This is a genomic window from Cesiribacter andamanensis AMV16 (assembly GCF_000348925.1).
GTDB lineage: Bacteria > Bacteroidota > Bacteroidia > Cytophagales > Cyclobacteriaceae > Cesiribacter > Cesiribacter andamanensis.
Genome location: NZ_AODQ01000105.1, coordinates 1 through 15,900, shown reverse-complemented (window position 1 = coordinate 15,900; position 15,900 = coordinate 1). Strand labels below are relative to the sequence as shown.

The 15,900-nt window shown below is 56.7% G+C and carries 14 protein-coding genes; 6 read left to right on the top strand and 8 right to left on the bottom strand.

Annotation, left to right across the window (positions count from 1 at the left end; translation table 11 throughout):
• Positions 1–155 precede the first annotated feature (155 nt).
• Positions 156–1,970, top strand: coding sequence for an ATP-dependent DNA helicase (locus ADICEAN_RS16035; RefSeq protein WP_009196693.1), 1,815 nt, complete (start codon positions 156–158; stop codon positions 1,968–1,970).
• A 29-nt stretch (positions 1,971–1,999) separates the two neighbouring features.
• Here ADICEAN_RS16035 and ADICEAN_RS16030 read toward each other — a convergent pair whose 3' ends face one another.
• The 5 genes from ADICEAN_RS16030 to ADICEAN_RS16015 form a co-directional block, all read right to left on the bottom strand.
• Complete coding sequence (locus ADICEAN_RS16030) at positions 2,000–2,749, bottom strand: hypothetical protein (RefSeq protein WP_009196692.1); 750 nt, start codon at positions 2,747–2,749, stop codon at positions 2,000–2,002.
• A gap of 259 nt (positions 2,750–3,008) precedes the next feature.
• A complete protein-coding gene (locus tag ADICEAN_RS21990) occupies positions 3,009–3,509 on the bottom strand; it encodes a carboxypeptidase-like regulatory domain-containing protein (protein WP_083879755.1) in 501 nt (166 codons plus the stop codon).
• 536 nt (positions 3,510–4,045) lie between these two features.
• Positions 4,046–4,927, bottom strand: coding sequence for a carbohydrate kinase family protein (locus tag ADICEAN_RS16025; RefSeq protein ID WP_009196690.1), 882 nt, complete (start codon positions 4,925–4,927; stop codon positions 4,046–4,048).
• 11 nt (positions 4,928–4,938) lie between these two features.
• Positions 4,939–7,011 (bottom strand): glycoside hydrolase family 32 protein, encoded by a 2,073-nt coding sequence (locus ADICEAN_RS23930; protein WP_009196689.1) that lies wholly within the window; start codon positions 7,009–7,011, stop codon positions 4,939–4,941.
• Positions 7,012–7,135: 124 nt separating this feature from the next.
• On the bottom strand, positions 7,136–8,473 hold the full coding sequence (locus ADICEAN_RS16015; protein WP_009196688.1) for a sugar porter family MFS transporter: 1,338 nt from the start codon (positions 8,471–8,473) through the stop codon (positions 7,136–7,138).
• A gap of 312 nt (positions 8,474–8,785) precedes the next feature.
• Here ADICEAN_RS16015 and ADICEAN_RS16010 point away from each other — a divergent pair, with 312 nt between their 5' ends.
• Positions 8,786–9,919, top strand: coding sequence for a DUF819 family protein (locus tag ADICEAN_RS16010; protein WP_009196687.1), 1,134 nt, complete (start codon positions 8,786–8,788; stop codon positions 9,917–9,919).
• On the opposite strand, the gene ADICEAN_RS16005 is transcribed toward ADICEAN_RS16010, so the two are convergent.
• Positions 9,920–10,531 (bottom strand): DUF7255 family protein, encoded by a 612-nt coding sequence (locus tag ADICEAN_RS16005; RefSeq protein ID WP_009196686.1) that lies wholly within the window; start codon positions 10,529–10,531, stop codon positions 9,920–9,922.
• 199 nt (positions 10,532–10,730) lie between these two features.
• On the opposite strand from ADICEAN_RS16005, the gene ADICEAN_RS23745 reads away from it, so the two are divergent.
• The 3 genes from ADICEAN_RS23745 to hutU are packed head-to-tail and all read left to right on the top strand — an operon-like array spanning position 10,731 to position 13,951.
• Entirely contained in the window at positions 10,731–11,237 is a 507-nt protein-coding gene (locus tag ADICEAN_RS23745; protein ID WP_009196685.1) for an aromatic amino acid lyase, read from the top strand.
• Positions 11,155–12,303, top strand: a complete 1,149-nt coding sequence (locus tag ADICEAN_RS16000) for an HAL/PAL/TAL family ammonia-lyase (RefSeq protein WP_316928533.1) — start codon at positions 11,155–11,157, stop codon at positions 12,301–12,303. Before ADICEAN_RS23745 ends, ADICEAN_RS16000 begins: the two co-directional genes overlap by 83 nt.
• Positions 12,281–13,951, top strand: coding sequence for a urocanate hydratase (gene hutU, locus ADICEAN_RS15995; protein ID WP_040397618.1), 1,671 nt, complete (start codon positions 12,281–12,283; stop codon positions 13,949–13,951). Before ADICEAN_RS16000 ends, hutU begins: the two co-directional genes overlap by 23 nt.
• A 138-nt stretch (positions 13,952–14,089) precedes the next feature.
• On the opposite strand, the gene ADICEAN_RS21465 is transcribed toward hutU, so the two are convergent.
• Positions 14,090–14,512: an energy transducer TonB gene (locus ADICEAN_RS21465; RefSeq protein WP_009196682.1), complete on the bottom strand. Its 423-nt coding sequence runs from the start codon at positions 14,510–14,512 to the stop codon at positions 14,090–14,092.
• An 85-nt stretch (positions 14,513–14,597) separates the two neighbouring features.
• Positions 14,598–15,041: an energy transducer TonB gene (locus ADICEAN_RS15985; RefSeq protein WP_009196681.1), complete on the bottom strand. Its 444-nt coding sequence runs from the start codon at positions 15,039–15,041 to the stop codon at positions 14,598–14,600.
• Positions 15,042–15,177: 136 nt separating this feature from the next.
• Here ADICEAN_RS15985 and ADICEAN_RS15980 point away from each other — a divergent pair.
• Positions 15,178–15,900, top strand: a 723-nt coding sequence (locus ADICEAN_RS15980; RefSeq protein ID WP_040397616.1) for an imidazolonepropionase-like domain-containing protein, incomplete at its 3' end; no start/stop codon positions are given.

Sequence of the window (15,900 nt, the reverse complement as noted above, 5' to 3'; positions counted from 1 at the left end):
CCTACGGGCAGCAGGCCGTGGCCCTGGTGCCAGGCAACCCCTACGCCTGTCGCAGGATATTTACGGCATTGGCTTTTTTAGCGCCGATAAGGTGGCCCTGAGCCTGGGGCCTGGCGCCCGACTCCTCGGCCCGGGTAAAGGCGGCCATCGACCATGTGCTGCAAAGTGCCCGGGAAGAAGGCCACTGCTACCTGACCCGTCAGCAGATCCTGGAAGGGGTGCAGGAGCTGATCCTGCTTGAAAAGCCCGAACGCATTGAGCAGGAGCTACATGAGATGGAAAGGGCCGACGAGCTGAAAATGCGCCTGCTGCTGGATGCCCAGGAGCAGGTGCAGCGCTGCTACTATGCCCACTCCCTTTATTTCGACGAGAACTACATTGCCGCCCGGGCCCGTAAAATGGCGGGTGGAAGCCTGCCGGTACAAACCGAAAAGCTGCAGCAGTGGATGGGGGGATACTGCCAGCAAAAGGGCATACAGCTGAGCGATGAGCAGGAGGCCTCCATCCTGCAGCTGGTTTCCCGCCGGCTGGGCATCCTGACGGGCGGGCCGGGCTGCGGCAAAACCACCACTACCCGGGTGCTGGTAGCCCTGCTACAGGCCATGGGCCGGGAGGTGCTGCTGGCTGCTCCCACCGGCCGGGCTGCCCAGCGCATGAGCGAGGTGATCGGGCTGGAGGCCAAGACCCTGCACCGCCTGCTGGAGTTCGACCCCTCGGCCGGCGGCTTCAAGCGGCGGGAAGACAACCCCCTGCCCGGAAATTTCCTGATCATCGACGAATCCTCCATGCTGGATGTGCACCTGGCTGCCGCCCTGCTGCGGGCCGTACCCCCTCAGGCCCAGCTGCTGCTCATTGGCGATGCCGACCAACTGCCCTCCGTTGGGGCCGGCAACGTCTTCAAAGACCTGATCGAATCAGGGGTGGTGCCCACCGCCCGCCTCACCAAGGTATTCCGGCAGGCGCAGGAGTCCCGCATCATTACCTATGCCCACCAGATCAACGGGGGCCAGGTGCCCAGGATCGATTCTCCCTTTCACCAGCCCGCCCTCTGGCAGGGGGGCACCGACTGCCTCTTTATCGATTCCGAAGAAGCCACCCAGGAGCAGCTGCGCTTCATCAACCGGGTGAAGCGCTCCTATGTGCAGGAGCGGGAAGATGCGCTAAGTCTGGCTGCCGAGCCCGAAGAAGCCTATGAAAAGAGCAGCGAGCTGCGCATCCCCGCCAAGTTTGAGCATGTGGATCTGGAGCGCCTTATCCAGACCGATACCCATACCGAAGAGCTGCAGGAGGTGTTGCGACGGGTGCACCCCTGGTCGTCGCTGCACTGGGGCTACTCGGCGGTGGATATGGTGGAGAAGCTCTACAAGAGTATTATTCCCAAGTACCTGGGTCCGTCGGTTGAGATTCAGATCCTCACCCCCATGAGCAAAGGCAGCCTGGGCACCCATAACCTCAACGAAGTGATCCAGCAGGCCGTAAATCCGCCCGGGGCGGGCAAGGTGCAGCTGCAGCTGGGCGGCCGCCTGTTCCGGGAAGGCGATCGGGTGATCCAGCGGCGCAACAACTATGATCTGGGGGTATTCAATGGGGATATCGGCCGCATACTGAGCATCGACAGCGAGGCCATGAGCTGCCTGATTGCTTTTACGGCCGGGGCCGAGACCAAGGAGGTGGCCTACGAGCGGGAGCACCTGCCGGAGCTGGAGCTGGCCTATGCCATCACCATTCACAAATCGCAGGGAAGTGAGTTTGAGGCGGTGATCCTGCCGCTGGTGAACCAGCACTTTACCATGCTCTTTCGCAACCTCATCTACACAGGCCTTACACGGGCCCGCAAGCTGGCCGTATTTGTGGGCAGCCGGGGCGCCCTTAAGACGGCCGTAAACAAGCAAAACACTGCGCTGCGCCAGACCGCCCTAAAAGAGCTGTTGCAGCATGACAGCGGGGCGGATGACGGCCCCTTGAGGTAAGCCACTGGGCTGCATGGGTCGGGCACCCCTTACTTCCTCTTGTTGATACGGGTGCGCTTTTCCAGTTGCTGGATGCGTTCTTCAAACTGCTGCTGCAATTCATCGATAAAGAGCAGGGGGTTCTCATAGGTTTTCAGAACTGTATACAGATAGGATCCTCTGATCTGCTCCAGTCGCTGGCGTACCTCTTCTTTCTTTCTTTTGAGCGCCTCCAGCCGCAGCTGGGGATCTACTGAAAGCCCGGCTGCACCTCTCCCCTTTTCAGCCACTGCAGTGCTGCCCATGATGGCGTGGTAAAAATGGATCAGCTCCTCCAGATCGCCCCGCTTGTAGAGGGCATTTAGCTGGGCTGTAATGGCGGTGGCCCGCTGGATGCGTTCCTGCTCGCCGGCATGGACAAACTTATCGGGATGCACCTGCACCACCGCTTCCTTGTACAGGCGCCGCAGCTCCCGCTGAATGGCATCGGCCTGCGCAGGGGGCGCTTCTGTGGAGGGCTGCACCGTACGCAGCTGTGTGGGTTCCTGCCAGTTCTTACCCCGCTTCTTTTGCTCCAGCCGTCTGGCTTTTTTCTCCCGTTTCTGCTGCTTATAAAGATCCGCCAGCTGCTGGATCCGGTCCATGTGCCCATCCAGGCGGGCATGAATCTGTGCTTCAAAAGGCGCAAGTTCCTGTTTAATTGACTCCAGTTCAGTTTCCATCTCCCTGATCTCCTGTTGCAGCAGGCCCAGGAGATCATCAGCGGGTACAGAATCAGGTAATTGCGGAAGGTGCGGCATGGGGTGAAAGTTGCGAAAAGCGGGGGAATTTCTCTGCTTATTTATGTAGTGTTCTGCTCTTCTGAGGGAACGGCATTTACTAAGCTGCCTAGTGGATGGACGTTGGTTAAATTACCGAGGAACCATATCCACAGAAAGATTAGGGGATACAGAACAGGCATTTGCAGGAAAATAAACAAATTAGTACGCTGCATTGCCAAGGGTCAAATGGCTATTGGAAGCATGATGTATGCTGGCCGCTGTTGTTGTGTTTTTTTGATCAAAATACAATTTTGTCCCTTTTACAATACCAGTTAGGATCACAGTATGTAACCACACATCCTCCCAAGTATACTTTGCCTTTTTTTGCGCGTCGAAAGGTACTGTTCATTGGCAATCCATATGCGATTGGTATTACCTCATCTTGCTTTTTACAGATATGGCAAACGTTATTTAAGGCATTATATTGACAAGGCGTAAGATAGGCAATTTGTAAGTCAACAACAGAATCAGTAGGGACCACAACAGCTTTTTGTACTGTTTCTCGGTAGCCTCGGCAATATATTAATACGTCATAGGTACCGGTTGGTAAGCTTCTAATAACAAATCTTCCCACAGAATCGGTTCTGGTGGCAGGGTTCTGACCTTGCAATTTGACAGTCGCATTGACTATACCAGTTTTAGTCTCACTATCATAGACAAAACCTTCGAGTGTTCCGATTTGAGAGAAACAAACATTGCTCAAAACTAAGCTGATCATGATGCTAAATAACGGCTTCATTTCACTGAAGTTTTATGACAAATTGTAAGGCCAGCATACTGCTCGAACATTTACTATGGGCTGGAGCATTTGATTAAGGCTTCTGCTCAACAAAGTTTGATTCCCACTACTTAGTTGTTAAATTTCATTTCTGAAGCTCCGGAAGAGTCCACCACCATCTAAATCAATAGACCCATCATCCCCTCTATTGGCATACACGAGCCAAAGCACATCCTTTTTTTTGGAATAGGGAACATGTTCCTACTGTCCCACAGATTAAGTTACAGGAAAACACAGGAGTGCTTATTTCAGGCAAAAGAAAAAGTAATGTGTATTTCATTTGGTGTCTTCAAATATTAAGACAGCCATACCTCATCCTCAATTATCAGTAACAACTGCTTTATGCCGTCTTCTGATCAAACCCCTAACTAATACTACTACTTCCCTTACAGATCCGATTAAGAGGTCCTTCCCCATCGATCTGGTGAAGACTGTAACAAGTTATATATTATAGAGAAATAGGAAATATCCACCTATAGATCAAATTCTGGAGGCGGCTACCCCTTTACTAGTTCCCTGATATCAGCACTATATTCCGGCAAGGGGCCCCGGCAGGAAGCTACATACGCCCCAAGGCGGTTGGCGATGTCGGCGGCAACCAGGGCATCGCCGTGGCGAAGGTACTGGTACACGAAGGCGGCACTAAAGGCATCGCCGGCCCCTACCGTATCCACTACCTTGGTCGGATAGCCGCTCACATAGTAGTAGTCGGGGCCCTCAAGCAGGTAACAGCCTCTGGCGCCGGCGGTGATGATGATCAGCTCCAGCCCATAGGCCTGGGCCAGCTGACGGGCAAAGGCCTCAAGCGCCAGCTCTTTCTGAAAGAACAGCTCGGACAGCAGCCGGGCTTCCTCATCATTGAGCTTCAGAATGCTGCACAGCTGCAGCGATTCCCGGATGATCTCCGGGCTGTAGGCGTCCTGGCGCAGGTTGATATCATAGAAAACCCTGGGCGCCTGCTGCCCGCTTAGCAGCTGGCGCAGGCTGCTGCGGGAGTGGCTGTTGCGCTGGGCCAGGGTGCCAAAGTAGAGCAGATCAGGCTGAAGCCCCTGCAGCAGAGGTTCGGCCGCTGAATAATCGATGTAGTCGTAGGCCACATCACGCAGAATGGTATAGGCAGGCTGGCCGTTGGTAAAGCGAACGGGCACCGTACCGGTGGGGTACTGCTCCTGCACCTGCACCAGGCGGGTATCTACACCCAGCTGGCGAATTTCGGCCAGCGCCTGGGCACCAAGGGGGTCATTGCCTACGGCTGAATAAATGTAGGACTCGGCGCCCAGACGGGCCAGGTGGCCGGCAAAGTTCAGCGGAGCGCCCCCCAGAAAGGGTTCCCCTTCTATGATATCGAACAGGATCTCTCCAAAAGCCAGGATGCGCATAGCGGTAAGGGTTAGTTATTGGTATGCCAAATGGAGTCCAGCTCGGTAACAACCCCTTTGTGCACCCGTACTCCCCTGCCCTCCGGCAGCAGGCGCAGGCGGGTAAGGGGCTCATCGGGAAATAGGATATCGGTCATCACCGACAGGCCCCCATCAGCAAAGAGTTCCACAGACGCCACATCTACAAAAAGGTGCAGGCGCATGGGGCTTTCCTGCACAAAGCGTGGGGCATAGTGGATGCCACCAAACACCTCTGAGAATTCATGCCGGCCAGCCTGCCGCCGGTCAATGTAATACTGCTGCCGGGCGGCATCATAGCCAATGAGCAGCCGCTGCTCCCGGCTGTTGGAGAGCTCCAGGGCAAAGCCGGCGTTTGCGTCCAGGGGCTCCACCTCCAGCTCAATTTCCAGCAGGGCTGAAGTAAAATGCAGCAGCTCGGAAATATCCAGCGGCTGGCGGTAGGTTTGGGGCTCCAGCGTATAGCCATCGTGCTGCAGCACCTCCAGCTCCCGTACCGGCAGCGAGGCCAGGCGAAGGCCCGCAGGGGTCTGGCGCAGGTGCAGGCTGCGGGGCAGGGTCATGGCGCTGCGCCAGGCCCGGGTAGGTACTACCTGTCCGTAGTCCCAATTGCTCATCCAGCCCATGAACAGGCGTCGGCCGTCCTGCTGAGGCACCCCAAACCAGGTAACGCCGGCATAATTGTCGGTGCCCCAATCCAGAAAGATGCCATCCCGTTTTTCGGGATCTACGGCCTGCTCTGAAAACACAATATGATCGACCAGAATATGCCCCTGTGGGTCGGCAGAGGCATCCACCATCCGGATGCGGGCACTGCTGCCGGCAAGCTCCCGCACATCCCAGCTTACCCACTGCAGGCTCTCGGAATTGCGGCCGGTAGCACTGCGGACTACTTCATCGCCAACCAGCAACTGCACGGCAGTGGCCTGCTCATCCTGCTTGCCGCCCACCATCAGATTAATGTAGGGGCTGCGGATGGAGAAGGGAGAAGAGGTAAGGGTACCGGTGGCCGGACCCTCCGTCCTGAAACTATTGGCCAGCCTCTTGCCTACATAATTATTGATGCGGTTTTGTCCAAAGTAAGCGCCCCGGGAGGGTCCGCTGCCAAAGGCCGTGCCTTCGGTCTGCCAGAGGGGATAGCGATCGCCCTCAAAATCGGCAAAAACAATTCCTTTAGGAATGGCCGATTCTGCCGCCAGGGCCTGCCGAAAGGGACGATCGAGTACAAACGTGCGGCCATCAAACTGACCCACAAAATACTGGGTGGCCGAGCCGCCATTTGGGCCGCCGGGGTTAATGCTCACCAGCAGCACCCATTTTTCTTCGCCGGTCTCCTCCACCCGCATCTTGAACAGATCGGGGCATTCCCACACCCCCCCATGGCCGCCCAGTCCCTCGCCAAAGCTGCTCAGCAGCTGCCAGTCGATCAGGTTGGGAGAGGCATAAAAGCGGATGTGGTCATACACGGCCAGCGCCATGATCCACTGCCTGCCTTCTTCATGCCAGATTACCTTGGGGTCCCGAAAGTCGGTAATGCCCGGATTGCCCAGCACCGGATTGCCGCTATACTTGGTCCAGCTGCGGCCCCGGTCCAGGCTATAGGCAATGCCCTGGGTCTGAAAGTCGGTACGGCCGCTTTTTTCCCCGGCCATGTCGTGGTAGGTATAAATGGCCACCAGGGGTGGATTGTCGGCAGTGCCCAGGCCGCTGGTGTTGCCATAATCTACCACCGCACTGCCCGAAAAGATCATGCCCAGTTCATCGGGATAGAGCGCAATGGGCAGCTGCTCCCAGTGAACCAGGTCTTCGCTTACGGCATGCCCCCAGTGCATGGGGCCCCAGACGGTACTGTCGGGATAATGCTGGTAGAACAGGTGGTACTCGCCCTGGTAATAAACCATGCCGTTGGGGTCGTTCATCCACTTGGCAGGGGGAGTAAAATGAAACTGGGGCCGGTGCTGCTCCTGGTAGCGTGCCTGCAGGGCAGCCTGCTCTACAGGCGCCTGATTGGAGCTGCAGCCCACCAGCAGGCCCGCAATTACCAAAGGTGTAAGTGGCTTATACATGCTGTGATTTATCCGATTAGATGCCCCCTTGCTCACTGGGTGCTCGTATAGGCTGTAACCTGCCAGAGGGGCTATAAGTTGGAAAAAAATTTTTAACGGCCGGGCTATGCTGACGGGGGCAGCCTCAGCCCTCAGCCAGTTGCGTTTTCTCCCCCAGGGCCTCCAGCGATACCCCCTTGGTTTCGGGCATCAGGCGCCAGACAAACAGCAGTTGCAGCACCATCATGCCGGCAAAGATCAGAAAGGTGGTGCCTCCGCCCAGGGTAGCGGCAATGTAGGGGAAAATGTTGGCGATGATAGCGGCCATGATCCAGTGGGTAAAACTGCCCAGCGCCATGCCGCTTGCCCGCACCTTGTTGGGAAAGATCTCCGAGATAAATACCCAGATGACCGCTCCCTGCGAGAAGGCAAAAAAGGCAATGTACACAAAGAGGTAAAAGGCCACCAGCATGCCATCGGTGCTTTGGGTATAGAAGTAGTGCGACACCAGGCTAAGCGTGGCAATCAGGCCCACCGAGCCCACCAGCATAAGCCGGCGGCGCCCGAAGCGATCAATGATATTAAGCGCAAAAAGCGTAAACAGCAGGTTGATCAGGCCAATGCCGGCCGTAGAGAGCAGGGCGGAATCACGCCCCAGGCCGGCCATTTCAAAGATGCGGGGGGCATAGTAGATAATGGCATTGATGCCCGACACCTGGTTGAAGAAGGCGAACAGAAAGGCCAGGATCACTGGCAGGCGGTATTTTCTGGAGAAAAGCGTACTGCGGTCGGCTTGCCGGAGACTGCTTTCCTTTGAATCGATAATGGCCTTAAGCTCCTGTTCGGCCGTAGCAGGGTTGAGCAGCTGCAGCACGCCTCGGGCCCCTTCGATAGCCCCCTTTTTCACCACCAGCCAGCGTGGGCTGCGGGGCACCTGCAATACAAGCAGCACAAAGGCCAGCGCCGGCAGGGCCTCCACGCCCAGCATCCAGCGCCAGGCGCCTTCGCCCAGGCCCTGCAACAGGTAGTTGGAGAGGTAAGCGATCAGGATGCCCAGCACAATGTTAAACTGGAAAAGGGCCACCCTCTTGCCCCGGTCCCCGGCCGGAGAGATCTCGCTGATATAGATGGGTGCCGCAATGGAGGAAGCCCCAACCCCCACCCCGCCAATGAAGCGGAAGAACAAAAAGAGTATCCAGTCGGTTGCCAGCGCCGAGCCCAGGGCCGACACCAGGTAGAGCACCCCTATCCAGAACAGGGTGCGCTTGCGGCCCAGGGCATCGGTTGGGATGCCGCCAAACAGGGCGCCCAGCACAGTGCCGTACAGGGCAATGGCTACAGTAAAGCCATGCTGCCCCACTGTAAGCTGCCAGACCTGCTGAATGGCCTGCTCCGCCCCGGAGATTACGGCCGTATCAAAGCCAAACAAAAAGCCCCCCAGGGCTACAGTAATGGACCAGAAAAAAACCTTGTAGTTCTTCATATAGTGCGAATGAATTAGCTAGGGCTCGGAAAAAATTCTACCAGCAAAAAACGGATCGCCTCTCAGGACTTCTGCACCGGCCCCCACGTTTGATTTCAGTCGCAAAAGGGGGGCATTCTTTTCTACAAAAGGGCTACGCTGCCTATAATCTATTCTATTTTCCCCTAAATCCAAAATATAGGCCTGCTCCGGAGGCGTACAGGTAGTATTCGGTTATTTCGCCTACCTCCTTATCTTTGGTGCCTAAGGGGGGATAGAAGCAGTGCCTGCTCACACCCCCTGCGTACCCCTACATTGCATACCCAACCCCCTATGGCCCTATCGGTTCAGCTGTTCTGGCTTGTGCTGGTTCTCTTCTTCCCTGCCCTCACCCAATGGGGTGAGCAGCGCTACCGGCCCCTGCGCTGGGTAGGCGCCATGACGCTTTGCTACCTGCTGGGACTGATCCTGGGCAACCTGCCGCTGATGCCCATCCCTACGGAACTGCTCAGCACTCTTTCGGAAGTAAGTGTTAGCCTGGCCATTCCGGCTATGCTGTTTACGGCCCATCCCCGTCAGCTGCTGAGCAACAGCCGGCCTGCGCTGCTTGCCTTTGGCTGTGCTTCTCTGGCAGCCTGTATGGCTACCAGTAGCGCCTACTTTTGGCTGGGGCACCTTATTGAGCAACCTGCCGTTACCAGCGGCATGCTGGCCAGTGTGTACATAGGGGGTACGCCCAATATGGGAGCGGTGGGTATTGCCCTGGGGGTTGAGGATGAGCTGTTTCTGGTACTCAACAGTGCCGATATTGTGCTGAGCGGCCTCTACTTTGGTTTTTTGCTGACCATAGGCCCGCGTTTTCTGGGCTGGCTCTTTCCCCGCAAACGGGAGGCTAAAGAGACTGTGGCGCCACAAAATCCGCTCTGGACCACACAACAGAAGGCAAGCCCGGCCCATGTTGGCCTTACGCTGCTCTATGCCCTGCTGCTGCTGGGCGCCGCTGCTGGCCTATGCCTGCTTCTTTTTGGCAGCCTGGTGGTACCGGTCTTCATCCTGCTCCTAACGGTGTTTAGCCTGGCACTGGCCGGCACTCCCCCTATCCGCAGGTTAAAAGGCACCTATGGCACGGCCTATTACCTGCTGCTTATGTTTGCCATTAGTGTGGGCAGCCTGGCCAATTTCAACAAGCTGCTGAGCTTAACCGGCTCGGTGCTGCCTTTTGCCGCCTTTATTATCTGCAGTACGCTGGTGCTGCATTACCTGTTTTGCCGGCTGGCGGGTCTTGGAAGGGATATAAGCATGATTGCCTCTACAGCAGGGGTATTTGGGCCACCCTTTATCGGCCCGGTAGCCGAGCGCCTGAAGCGGCCCGACCTGATCCTGACCGGCATACTACTGGGCATGCTGGGCTATGCCCTGGGCAATTTTGCAGGCATTGGCCTGGCCCGTCTGCTGGCACTGTTCTAATTAATAATAGGGAAAAAACTGGGCATCGAGTGTCTCCAGCTCTAGGGTGATTTTATCGGCTACCAGGGGGTAGTAGTCCGTTCGCTCATCCGAAAAAATCTCATGCAGATTTTTGCCCTGGCCCTCGGGCCCCAGCTGATCATAGACCGATACCCGCAGCAGGGGCATGTGGTACACCACAGGCAGCATATCCTGCATAAAATCCTGCAGAGCCCGCATGCGCAAGATGCGGCTGATGGCTATAGACTCCTGCTGACCGATAATATCCCCCCAAAACTGGCAATACGCCTTGTAGCGCTCCAGCTGCGGCACAAAGGGCATGTTGTAGAGCGGCGATTGCAGGCTCTGGAAGCGATAGTGCGAAAAAGAGATCTCCTCATCAAAGGCCAGCGCTATTCCCCGCACCTCTATGGCCACCGGTTCGGGCTCGGGCCTGCGGGCGCCGCTGTGCGGAAAAAGCTGGCGGGCCAGCTGCTCCAGGGCAGGCACCAGACCGGCATCGGCCATATCATCCCACTGCAGCTGGGGCTGCAGCTGCGTAAGGGGAAGGCCCATATAGCGGTTCAGGAACTTTTTAAAGGCGATCCGTCTGCGATTGAGTATGGCAGGCATCAGCTGTCTGGTATTTAGTCTCTTTTTCTGCTGTAGATTACGTCCAGGCATGATTGAAGTAAGTTACGCATTACCTGCAATACTACAAGGCAGGCCTGCTAATTGTTATCCTCCCCCCGGCAGGGCGCTAAAATGACCCCTGCATTCGGCTGCTCTCAAAAAGTTTTCCTAAGTTTGATTTTCAAAGAATCGCACAAAAATGAAGCCAATATTCAGATGGGGGCAGGACCAGCTAACGGCCTCCTCGGCCCTGGCCCTGGCCAGGGGACGGATGCAGGGCCGCTTTACGCCCGAGGTCCGGCAGAAAGTACAGGCCAGCCGCTCGGCCGTAGAGGAGATTGTAGACCGCGGGAAGGTGGTTTACGGGGTCAATACCGGTTTTGGCTCTCTCTGCAACAAGATCATTTCAGCAGAAAACACCCGCAAGCTGCAGGACAACATCCTGCGCAGCCACAGCGTAGGCGTGGGCCCGGATGTGCCCCTGGAGGTGGTGCGGCTCATGCTCATCCTCAAGATTCAGTCGCTGGCACAGGGCTTCTCGGGCATCAGCTTTGAGGTGCTGGAGCGCCTGCACTGGCACCTGGAGGCCGATGTGATCCCCCCAGGTACCCCAGCAGGGTTCGCTGGGCGCCTCCGGCGATCTGGCCCCCCTGGCGCATCTGTGCCTGCCGCTGATAGGCCTGGGCCGGGTATGGCAGGGGGCTGAGTGGGTGCCCACAGCAGCCGTTTTAGCAGCCCGCAACCTGCAAACGATTGAGCTGGGCGCCAAGGAAGGCCTGGCTCTGATCAACGGCACCCAGTTTATAGCCGCATGGGCCGTCTGGGGTCTGGAGCGCATGGCCAACTGCCTGGATACAGCCGATATTGTGGGCGCCATGGCCCTGGAAGGCCTGCTGGGCTCGGCCTCCCCCTTTGATCCGGCCCTGCACCAGATCCGCCCCTTCAAAGGCAACCAGTACGTAGCCCACCGCCTGCGCACCCTGCTGCACAACAGCGAAATGGTAGCCTCGCACAAGGATTGTGGCCGGGTACAGGACCCCTACTCGCTGCGCTGCATGCCGCAGGTGCATGGCGCCAGCCGAATGGCCTGGCTGCACCTGAAGGAGGTGGTGGAAATAGAGCTTAACTCTGTTACCGACAACCCCATCATCTTCAGCGCCGATAAGACCATTAGTGGCGGCAACTTCCACGGCCAGCCCATGGCCCTGCCGCTGGATTATGCCACCCTGGCCAGCCACGAGCTGGGCAACATTTCCGACCGCCGCATTTACCTGTTGCTGGAAGGGGGTGTGAATGGCCTGCCCGAGCTGCTCATGCGCGATACCGGCATTAACAGCGGCTTTATGATCCCGCAGTATACGTCGGCCGCCCTGGTGAGCGAGAATAAGAGCCTCTGCTTTCCGCCCAGTGCCGACTCCATCCCCTCCAGCCTGGGGCAGGAAGACCATGTGAGCATGGGCTCCATCAGCAGCCGGCGTCTCAACCAGGTGCTGGCCAATCTGGAAAACATCCTGGCCATCGAGCTGCTGTGCGCCGCCCAGGCCTTCGATTACCGCAAGCCCATGCGCAGCAGCGCCCTGCTGGATGCCTGCCACGAGCTGGTGCGCAGCCGCATCGACCATGCCGAAGAAGACCGGGTGTTTGCCGACGACATTCACATTCTGGGCGAGATCATTCGCCAGCAGGAACTAGTTACCCTCACACAAGACATTGCCAGCCATGAAAACCTTGACCTCTACGGACCCCACTATGAAGACTTCGGACTTTATTAAGCAATACGCCGCCCACCCCCATTACCGGGCGCCCCGCGGCAGCCAGCTACATGCGCTGAGCTGGCAAACAGAAGCCCCCCTGCGCATGCTGCTCAACAACCTGGATGCCGAGGTAGCCGAAGACCCCGATCGCCTGGTGGTCTACGGGGGTACCGGACAGGCCGCCCGCAACCGGGAAGCGCTGGAAAAAATCATCGACTGCCTGCTGCAGCTGCGGGACGATCAAAGCCTGCTGGTGCAAAGCGGCAAGCCCGTAGGCATTATGCCTACCCATCCCGAAGCACCGCGCGTGCTTATTGCAAACTCTAACCTGGTGCCCGCCTGGGCCAGCTGGGAGCATTTTGAAAACCTAAAGGCCCGCGGCCTGATGATGTATGGCCAGATGACGGCCGGAAGCTGGATCTACATCGGCACCCAGGGCATTGTGCAGGGCACCTACGAGACTTTTGCCGCCTGCGGACGCCAGCACTTTGGCGGCAGCCTGCATAAAAAGCTGGTAGTTTCCGGTGGCCTGGGCGGTATGGGCGGCGCCCAACCCCTGGCCGCAACCATTGCCGGCGGTACCTTTCTGGGCGTAGACATCGATCCCAGCCGCATCCAGAAGCGCATCGACACCCGCTACTGCGACCGCATGACCTACGAGTATGAGGAAGCAAAACGCTGGGCGCTGGACGCCCGGGACAAAGGCGAGGCCATTTCCATAGGCCTGGTGGGCGATATTGGTGATGTACTGGAACGCCTGCTGCAGGATGGCATTATCCCTGATGTGCTCACCGACCAGACCTCGGCCCACGACCCGGTGCATGGGTATGTGCCCAACGGCCTGAGCCTGCAGGAAGCCGCCGAACTGCGCCAGCGCAATCCACAGGCCTACAAAGAGCGCAGCCTCAAAAGCATGGCCCGCCACGTAGGCTTTATGCTGGAGATGCAGAAGCGCGGCGCCAAAACGTTTGATTACGGCAACAACCTGCGGGAGTTTGCCCGCCAGGGGGGGGAGCCAAACGCATTCGATTTTAAGGGCTTTGTGCCCGAGTACATCCGTCCCCAGTTCTGCGAAGGCCGGGGCCCCTTCCGCTGGGCCGCGCTCAGCGGCGATCCGGACGATATCTTTGCCACCGACCAGGCCCTAAAGGAGCTTTTCCCCCAGAACGAAGGCCTGCACCGCTGGCTGGAGGCCGCCCGGGACCGTATCGCCTTCCAGGGCCTACCCAGCCGCATCTGCTGGCTGGGCATGGGCGAGCGCCAGCAGGCTGGCCTGCTCTTTAACGAGATGGTGCGTGACGGCAGGCTGAAGGCCCCCCTGGTCATTGGCCGGGACCACCTGGACTGCGGCTCGGTAGCCTCCCCCAACCGGGAAACCGAGGGCATGCTGGACGGCTCCGATGCCGTAAGCGACTGGCCCCTGCTCAACCTCATGAGCAACACTGCCGGCGGCGCTACTTGGGTGAGCTTCCACCATGGCGGCGGCGTAGGCATCGGCTATAGCCAGCATGCCGGCATGGTGGTGCTGGCCGACGGCAGCGAGCGAGCCGCCAACTGCCTCAAGCGCGTACTCCACATCGACCCGGCCATGGGCGTGATCCGCCATGCCGATGCGGGTTATGTGCGAGCGAAGGAATGGGGTGAACGGTTTGAGTTGTTGGTGTGAGGAAATATTGCAAAACATGAGTCATCCCGAACTTTCATCAGGATGATAAATAAACATGAGTCATCCCGAATTTTGAAAGGATGAAATTTAAAGTAAAAAACGGCTTGGATTACTTTCCATGCCGTTTTTTACTTTATTCTAAGGCAGTCTGAAGTATATAGGGACCACTTTCTGTTGCTTTATTAAATTTCCCTGGTGCCTTGCAGGTTTCCATTTGCTGAGCTTAACTAAACGTACTGCTTCATCATCCAAACCCCAACCTAGCTCTCGTCCATCGATAGGTTGCGCACTTACTACATCGCCTTGTTCATTGATAATCATGTAGATGTAGGCAGTTCCTTCTTTCCTTAGAAAGAGCGCAGCTGGAGGATAAAACGTGCCATTTTCAATAAACTTATAAAAGGCCCGCATTCCCCCTATTGGCTCAGCCTCCTGATCGATAGGATCATTGTAACATACATTAGACCCTACCAAATGCTGCTGGCCAAAAGCAGGCACAAAATATAAAGCAAAAAAACCTGTAGCGATATACTTTCGAATTCTTTTGGACTCACTCTTCATTTTAGAGCTGCAAAACCTAAATGCCAGTATTTTCTTAAAGTAATTGTGTAGAGCAAACTTTAGCAATTAGTAGAAAAGCAAGGGTTTATTCGTTAGCAGTAGGGCTCGGTCTAAATGTAAATTTGATTGGTATCATTCTCTGCATGGCTACAGCTTTTCCCTTGTTTCTGGCTGGCTTCCACCCTACCTGATCATTAAATAACTGCACCACCCGCAGTGCTTCGGCATCCAGGACAGGGTGAGTTCCCTTGTACACTTCCAGATCCCTTGCCTTTCCCTTTTCGTCAATGATAAATCTAAGGTAAACGGTCCCCTGAATCCGCTCTTTAAAAGCGGGAAGGGGATAATCCAGATTCTTGCCAATGAACGTATAGAAAGCATCCATACCCCCTTTAGGTTCTGCTGCTTTCTCTACAATTTCAAATACCTGTCCTGTAAAACGGGCCAGTGTGTCAACCTGCTCCTGTTGCGCCCATGCGGGCATACAACTCAGCAAAAACAAGGCCAGGAGAAGTACAGTCTTTTTCATAGGGTGTGATTTAATAACAATTCGTAAAGCTAATCAAAAGTTGATTAGCTATCCATTACCCCCTGCTTTTTAAACCGGATGTTGGCCTCAACCGTAAAGAAGTGTACCTTTACTGTTGAACTAAAACCCGCTTTCTGTGCCTACCCAAACCCTACTCGGCCCGTTTCGTCAGCTCTTACCCCTTAGCGATCTGCCCCTTAAAGGCCCCCTCTCTGATGATCAGTTGCAGGTGATCGAAGAAGCCGGTATTTTGGTAGATGGGGAAACGATCCGGGCCATTGGCAATTACGCCCAGATGCGCCTGCGCTACCCGGCCGCCAGCCTGGAGGTCTATGAGCAGGACCTGGTGGTACTGCCCGGCTTTATCGATTGCCATACACACATTTGCTTTGGCGGGAGCCGGGCCCGGGATTATGCGCTGCGCATTGCTGGCACCTCCTATCAGGAGATCCTCCGACAAGGGGGAGGCATTCATGATTCGGTGCAGAAAACACGGGAAGCCAGCCTGGAACAACTGGCCGAAAGCACCGCCGGGCGGGCCAACCGCCACCTGCAGGAAGGGGTGACCACCATTGAGGTAAAAAGCGGTTACGGCCTGAGTATAGATGAAGAACTGAAGATGTTGCGGGCCATTCGGCAGGCCCAAGCCCATACCCCTGCCAGCCTCATCCCCACCTGCCTGGCGGCCCACGTAGTACCCAAAGAGGCTAAAAGTGCCGAGGACTGGCTCAAGCACGTACTGCTGGAACTGCTGCCACAGATCAAGGCCGAGGGCCTGGCACAGCGGGTGGATATCTTTATAGAAGAAGCTTTTGGTGCCCGCATTGCCCTGCACTACCTGCAGGCGGCCCAAAAAGCA